The organism is Bacillus paranthracis, from assembly GCF_001883995.1.
GTDB classification, from domain to species: domain Bacteria; phylum Bacillota; class Bacilli; order Bacillales; family Bacillaceae_G; genus Bacillus_A; species Bacillus_A paranthracis.
The window spans coordinates 25,422-32,232 of record NZ_MACE01000077.1 but is presented as its reverse complement, the minus strand read 5'-3'; the positions used below and the strand labels follow the sequence as shown (position 1 = coordinate 32,232).

The following is a 6,811-nucleotide window of genomic DNA, read 5'->3' as shown; positions in this document are numbered from 1 at the left end:
TGTGGTTCCACTACTACTTGTTGCATTGGTTTTTCTTCCACTTGTGGTTCCACTACTACTTGTTGCATTGGTTTTTCTTCCACTTGTGGCTGTTCTTCTACTTGATGTACAGGCTTATTCTCTACTCGTTCACTCATAGAAGGTTGCATTGCATTTGTTCTAGACGTATGTCTTTCCATTAATCGCGCTCTATCTTGTTTCAACATAACAACATTAAATGGTACGTGACGCTTTTTCTCACGTTTTGGTTCTTCTTTTTGTACAACTGGTTGTTCTTCTACAATCGGTGTTTCTTCTACAACTGATTGTTCTTCTACGACCGATGTTTCTTCTGCAACTGGTTGTTTTTCTACGACCGGTGCTTCTTCTGCAACTGGTTGTTCTTCTACAATCGGTGTTTCTTCTACAACTAATTGTTCTTCTGTAATTAAAACATCCGCAAAGCTTTGAACATCTTTTTTCGTTTGTTCATCAGCCTCAGCAAAATGTATGAATTCATTCTTTTGTTCAATTGCTTCATTTAACACCATTTCTTGCTGCGTTTCCTCAAGTACTACAGGTTCCACTTCTTCTGGTGCTTCTGTTTCTGCAATTACTTCTACTTCTTTTCGCTCTTCCGCTTCCGCAATTGCTTCCACTTCTTTTTGCTCTTCTGTTTCCGCAATTACTTCTACTTCTTTTCGCTCTTCCGCTTCCGCAATTGCTTCTACTTCTTTTCGCTCTTCCGCTTCCGCAATTGCTTCTACTTCTTCTGACTCTTCTGGTTCTGCAATTACTTCCACTTCTTCTGACTCTTCTGGTTCTGCAATTACTTCCACTTCTTCTGACTCTTCTGGTTCTGCAATTACTTCTACTTCTTCTTGCTCTTCCGCTTCCGCAATTGCTTCTACTTCTTCTTGCTCTTCCGCTTCTGCAATTACTTCCACTTCTTTTTGCTCTTCTGTTTCCGCAATTACTTCCACTTCTTTTTGCTCTTCTGTTTCCGCAATTACTTCCACTTCTTTTTGCTCTTCTGTTTCCGCAATTACTTCCACTTCTTCTGACTCTTCTGGTTCTGCAATTACTTCCACTTCTTCTGACTCTTCTGGTTCTGCAATTACTTCTACTTCTTCTGGTATTTCTACAATGATTGTTTCTTCAAGCTTTTCTTCTGCTTTAACAATCACTGATTCTTCTGGTGCTTGTTTTTCTACTTCAATAGTAGGCTGTTCTATTTCTGTATTACGTTTAATTTCTTCTGATAATATTGTATCCTCGTGCTCTACTTTAGAATCTACTGATTCCGCTTGTAGAATGTTTTTGGCCACTACATCTTTTTCTTGCTTCGTATCTTCCATACGCTCAGCAATTGTTTCATGAAGTAATTCAGCCGCTGGAACTTCCTGCGGTGCACTCATTTCTTGAACCACTTCTTCTACTATAGGCTCTTGGCGTTCGATTTCATAACCGTTTTTCTCTAGCCATTGATCGACAACTGACTTTTCTTCCTTTTTACTCTGTTGATCTTGCTGATCAACTCCTTCATGACTGGAAGAAGTCGATGCTTGTCCTTCTGAGAAATCAGATAGTGTATATCCTTTTTTCTCTAACCATGCATCAACGACTGATTTGCCCTCTACAGATATTTCAAGGTCTTCTCTTTCCTTTACTTCCTCCTGCTTTTCTTCCTTTTTCTCTACTGAAGGACGGTTATATCCGTAAATTGGCGAAATCATTTCTGTTGGACGAAATGGTCTACGGTTACTTTCTTGCGCTGGTGTAGATGCTTTCTTTACGACAGGCTCTCGCTCCGGTTCATATTGTATTTCCGGCTCTTCATATGTAGAAACTACCTTCTCCACATACTGTCGTCTGCTTCTTTCCACTTTGATTCCTCTTTGAATAGGCTGATTCTCATATGTTACAGCTTGAACAGGTGGTTTTTCAAAATGCCCTGTTTCTATAACATCCTCTTCATCGAACCCATTATCCGGTACTAATGGAAAACGGCATTTACCTGCATTCCTACTTGCCATTTGTGCTTCTCTTGCTTCAGTATAGTGGTTTACACGAGGAATTTTCGGCTGACTTTCAACTTGCTTTTGTACTTCTTTATTCATCGCTGTTTGTTCTTCCTCTTTGTTAAACAGCTTTTTCATCCAATCTAACATGCTTACCACTCTTTCTACTAAATAGTAACATCCTTTATTGTATCAGCATTCGGCAAAAAGTGCAGGTAAAATTAAGCATGTCATATTTATCCATAATATTCTAATTTACGAGTGTTTTCATATAGAAAAACGCATTCTTACATGTAAGAATGCGTTCAAGCTTTACTCTTCCGATACTCATCTACACTATCCGTTACACTTTGCACCGGTCTCAAAGTTTTTTATAATTGTTTTATAATCTCATCTATATTTCCAATATGAACGGGTTGCCACAATTCTGTACCACGCTCTGCCGTATACACTGGATACGCATCATCATCGATATTCACGAAAACTGGGTCTCCCATATCTGTTTCATATCCAATAACAATCCATTCATCTTTCCATTTTCCGTGTTCTTTACTTATTAATGAATTTTTATGTTTATCATATCGATAACCAATTTGTCCTTTTTCTAATTCATTTTCACTAAACAAATATATCTCATAAGTACCTAACTCGATATCTTGCTGTTTTGAAGTTTCAATTCGTTTCAGAAGTTCTGCGATTTTTGGTTGTTGTTTCATAAGTCTATCCCCTTCTATTTTTCTAAATTTTAACTATTTTGTTTATAAAACACAATATAGATTTTAAGAAAAAAGGTGACATCCTTATGAATATGAACGATTTTCTACATATATCTATCACAACTCACAATGTATCAAAGATTCAATAGAAAAGAGAGGCTGCCCAAAAGGACAACCTCTCTTTTCTTATATCAATTAAAATTTAAACTCTTGTCCAACTTCAAAGCTATCTTCTAATACAAGAATACCTTTTTCTTGTGGAGCATCTGGAAGCTCTAATTCACGTGCTGAACAAATCATTCCAGCAGAAGGAACTCCGCGAAGCTCAGCTGGCTTGATTAACATACCGCTTGGCATTACAGCGCCGATTTTTGCAACGACAACTTTTTGTCCTGCATCAACGTTTGGTGCGCCACATACGATTTGTAATGTTTCTGTACCGATTTCTACTTTACAGATGTTTAGCTTATCGGCATTTGGGTGTTTCTCTTTTTCAGCTACATAGCCTACAACAAATTTCGGAGAAAGATCTGCTTCTACTGTTTCTTCAAAGCCGTTCTTCGCTAAAATTTCGTTAATTTTTTCTACAAGTTCTTTCGTTAATGTAAGGTTACCTGTTTCTTTTACTTCTAAGTAAGAAGATGCATTAAAGATGTTGAATCCTGCTGTTTCGTTGCTTTCACGGTCATATACGCGTGCAACATCTCCTTTGCGATCAAAAGTACGGTTCTCTAAAGTAATATCTTGTAAGGCAACAATTAAAGTGTCACCAATTCCTTCAAGGTTGTAAAAAACGTTCACTTCGTTCATCCTTTCTCTTTTCCATCTGTCTTCTTCCGATTCTTCGCTAAAATAAAGATTGGTTCAAAGTCCCCATCTTCATATACGAATGAAAGTGATGTAATCGGAACATGCCCTTCGGCAAAAAATTTCATTGTCATTTGTGCAATAATATCATAACCGATTTCGTTGACGATATCAGCAATAATTAATACATCTTGGTGAGGAACAGCAACAACCATGTCACCAGAAATCTTTTCACGCATCGATTGTAGTAACGATTCGTTTAAAATACGAGTGGCATCATACCCATCATTTGTGTTTAAAAAGTAGAATGTATTACCTGCTACTGTGTCTTGTTTAAATTCATAACTTAATGAGCGAGCGTTGAATAATGCCATTTCACGTACTTGTTGCTCTGTAAGCCCTAATTTTTGTAATAAACGCTCGTCAATGAGACGATATGTTTTATTCGAATCTAGCGCATAGTAAATACGTGTTTCCGCCGTATGATCCGTCATAATAAACGGATTTCCTTCTTCTGCTTGTTTCGGGAAAGAAGTAGAGCGAATAACAGGTAAAATTTTCGCCGCGCTATTTTCTTCCTTATGCATCGCAATTAACGCTTCTTGTACGTAGTAGGCAACCTCTTCAATCGCCTTTTCTTTATTCACTTCCCATTTTGCTACAACTCCTGGAAGCGATACGTTAATACCTTTTTTTGAGTCTTTCTGTTCTATACGTAGAACTTCTTTCTCACTATCATACTGAAAGTCCCATTCCGGGCGAGATAATCTCTTCATTAACTCGTCTTTCATCTTTTTACTTGTCATCTTCATCTCTTTTTCCTCCCTTCCAAAAAAATAACCTCCCCCGCGAAGGTAGAGGTTGTTTTACAATTCAATTGGCAAATTGCCTTATTTTAAACCTTCAATGAACTCTTCGATTTGTTCTTGTGTTTTACGATCTTTGTTTACATAGCGACCTGTTTCTTCACCTTTATTGTACGCTACAAAGCTCGGAATGCCAAATACGTCTAATTTTACGCATAAATCAATAAACTCATCACGATCTACGTAGTAAAATGAGAAATCACTATATTTCTCTTCTACTTCTGGCATAAATGGATCTACGAAGCGGCAGTCTGGACACCATTCTGCTGAGAACATAAAGATTACATTCTCTTCATTTTTTAACTCTTGGAATTGCTCCATGCTTTCTAATGATTTCATCTATATTTCCTCCTCTAACGAGTGCATTTTTTCATGTTATAATCTTTCTTTTATACTACCATACATCGCGCACGGTGCAAGGTTTATGCTTGCTTTTCATCATACTTATATTGCCCAACAAGTAACTTAACAACGTGTACAAATAATTCCGTACGGTCCACATAATCATCCGTAAAAATACCGATAGCACCTTCATGACTACGAATATCTTTTCTCTGTACAAACTCTTCCATCACTTCACTTAACTCCTTGCCCTCTTCAAGAGGTGCTAAAAAATCATCCGGTAACGTAATACGCGCCCCGCCGGCAACGAATGTTTTACCATCACTTGTTGCTAGTGCGCCCCAATTACACATAAATAAACCGTACTCCGTTTTCATCACGCCGCCTTCTAGTCCAATGCCAATTTGAGCTTCCCCTTCCTCTAGCGCTCGCTTCGCTCTATTGATCGCTCCTTGCATCGTCTCTTCATCTGAAAACGGTTGTGCTGCTACTCCTGAAGGAACAGAAAGAGATGTAATTTCGGCATCTTTCCAAACCTTCTCCACAGCTCCAACCTTCGTTTTATTCTTCGATCCAACTACTACTTTCATTTCATTCACCTCTATAAAAATTTATCATTTTGTTCTACTTAAATTAAACATCAATCACTACCATACATCACCGGGCCATCTATTCAACCTAAAAAAAGAAGGTGGATTTCCTCACCATTACCGTCTTCGAACACAAAAACAGCCTTCCTCTCTTTTCCTACTCAGGGTCTTAATACACCATTCGAACACCAATTAGGCACTGACCGCTCCCACACATGGATGGGTCATCTATTCAATCCAAAAAAAGAAAGGCTCTTCAGCCCTTCTTCTCTACGCGTTATTTTTAATTGTCTCTAACGTCGTTTTATCTGTTGCTCTTACAAGCTTCGTAATTAGTTCTTTCGCTGCTGCATAGTCATCAACATGTAAAATAGAAGCATGTGTATGAATGTAGCGTGCGCAAACACCAATTACTGCTGATGGGATACCTGAGTTACTTGTATGTACACGGCCCGCATCTGTACCACCTTGTGAAATAAAGTATTGGTACGGAATGTTGTGTGTTTCTGCTGTATCTAAAATGAATTCGCGCATTCCTCTATGCGTTACCATCGTACGGTCATAAATACGAAGAAGAGCACCTTTTCCTAATTGACCGAACTGTGTTTTGTCACCAGATGCATCGTTAGCTGGACTTGCATCAAGCGCATAGAAAATATCTGGTTGAATCATATTTGCAGCAGTTTGAGCACCGCGAAGACCAACTTCTTCTTGTACAGTCGCACCAGAGTACAATGTGTTTGGTAATGTTTCGTCTTTTAATTCTTTTAGTAATTCGATTGCAAGGCCACATCCATAACGGTTGTCCCAAGCTTTCGCCATAATTTTCTTTTCGTTTGCCATCGGCGTAAACGGGCAGATTGGCACGATTTGTTGTCCTGGTTTTACACCAATCTCAATCGCATCTTCATAGCTATCTGCGCCTATATCAATTAACATATTTTTTATATCCATCGGTTTTGCACGTTGCGCGTCACTTAATAAATGAGGAGGAATAGAACCAACAACCCCAATAACAGGGCCATTCTTCGTCATAACTTGAACGCGCTGAGCTAATAGTACTTGGCTCCACCAGCCGCCTAACGGTTGAAAACGAAGCATTCCGTTTTTCGTAATTTGCGTAATCATGAAACCTACTTCATCCATATGACCTGCTACAAGAACACGCGGGCCAGTTTCGTCCCCTTTTTTCAGACCAAATACGCTACCTAAACCGTCTTGTACAATTTCATCTGCATATTTGCTTAATTCTTGCTTCATAAAACGGCGTACATCATGTTCGAAACCTGATGCACCTTGTAATTCTGTTAACGTACGAAATAATTGTAATGTCTCTTTATTCACGAAGTCCCCTTCTTTCAAACCTTAGTAGAATACCTCTTTTATTGTAACGAAATTTTCGAAATGTTTCTAGTTTCTTCTTTTTTAGCTGTATTTGCTTTATAATTATTATCGGTACACTATTTTTATTTTATAGAATTGAGGTGAAT

6 protein-coding genes and 1 pseudogene are annotated in these 6,811 nt (G+C 38.3%); all 7 read right to left on the bottom strand.

The window, feature by feature from the left end:
- A pseudogene (locus BAQ46_RS25640) lies at positions 1-2,150 on the bottom strand (DNA translocase FtsK); the annotation flags it as partial.
- A gap of 221 nt (positions 2,151-2,371) precedes the next feature.
- The gene (locus BAQ46_RS25635; protein ID WP_048557786.1) at positions 2,372-2,716 is read right to left on the bottom strand and encodes a hypothetical protein; all 345 of its coding nucleotides are present in this window, start codon (positions 2,714-2,716) and stop codon (positions 2,372-2,374) included.
- A 195-nt stretch (positions 2,717-2,911) separates the two neighbouring features.
- Complete coding sequence (ytpR, locus tag BAQ46_RS25630) at positions 2,912-3,526, bottom strand: YtpR family tRNA-binding protein (protein WP_001006759.1); 615 nt, start codon at positions 3,524-3,526, stop codon at positions 2,912-2,914.
- Complete coding sequence (locus BAQ46_RS25625) at positions 3,523-4,335, bottom strand: DUF1444 domain-containing protein (protein WP_000784614.1); 813 nt, start codon at positions 4,333-4,335, stop codon at positions 3,523-3,525. The genes ytpR and BAQ46_RS25625 overlap by 4 nt, the downstream gene beginning before the upstream one ends.
- Before the next feature lie 78 nt (positions 4,336-4,413).
- Complete coding sequence (locus BAQ46_RS25620; protein WP_000838188.1) at positions 4,414-4,728, bottom strand: thioredoxin family protein; 315 nt, start codon at positions 4,726-4,728, stop codon at positions 4,414-4,416.
- A gap of 83 nt (positions 4,729-4,811) precedes the next feature.
- Positions 4,812-5,321: a DUF84 family protein gene (locus BAQ46_RS25615; RefSeq protein WP_000869929.1), complete on the bottom strand. Its 510-nt coding sequence runs from the start codon at positions 5,319-5,321 to the stop codon at positions 4,812-4,814.
- A 270-nt stretch (positions 5,322-5,591) separates the two neighbouring features.
- Complete coding sequence (locus BAQ46_RS25610) at positions 5,592-6,665, bottom strand: M42 family metallopeptidase (protein WP_002170155.1); 1,074 nt, start codon at positions 6,663-6,665, stop codon at positions 5,592-5,594.
- Positions 6,666-6,811: the final 146 nt, after the last annotated feature.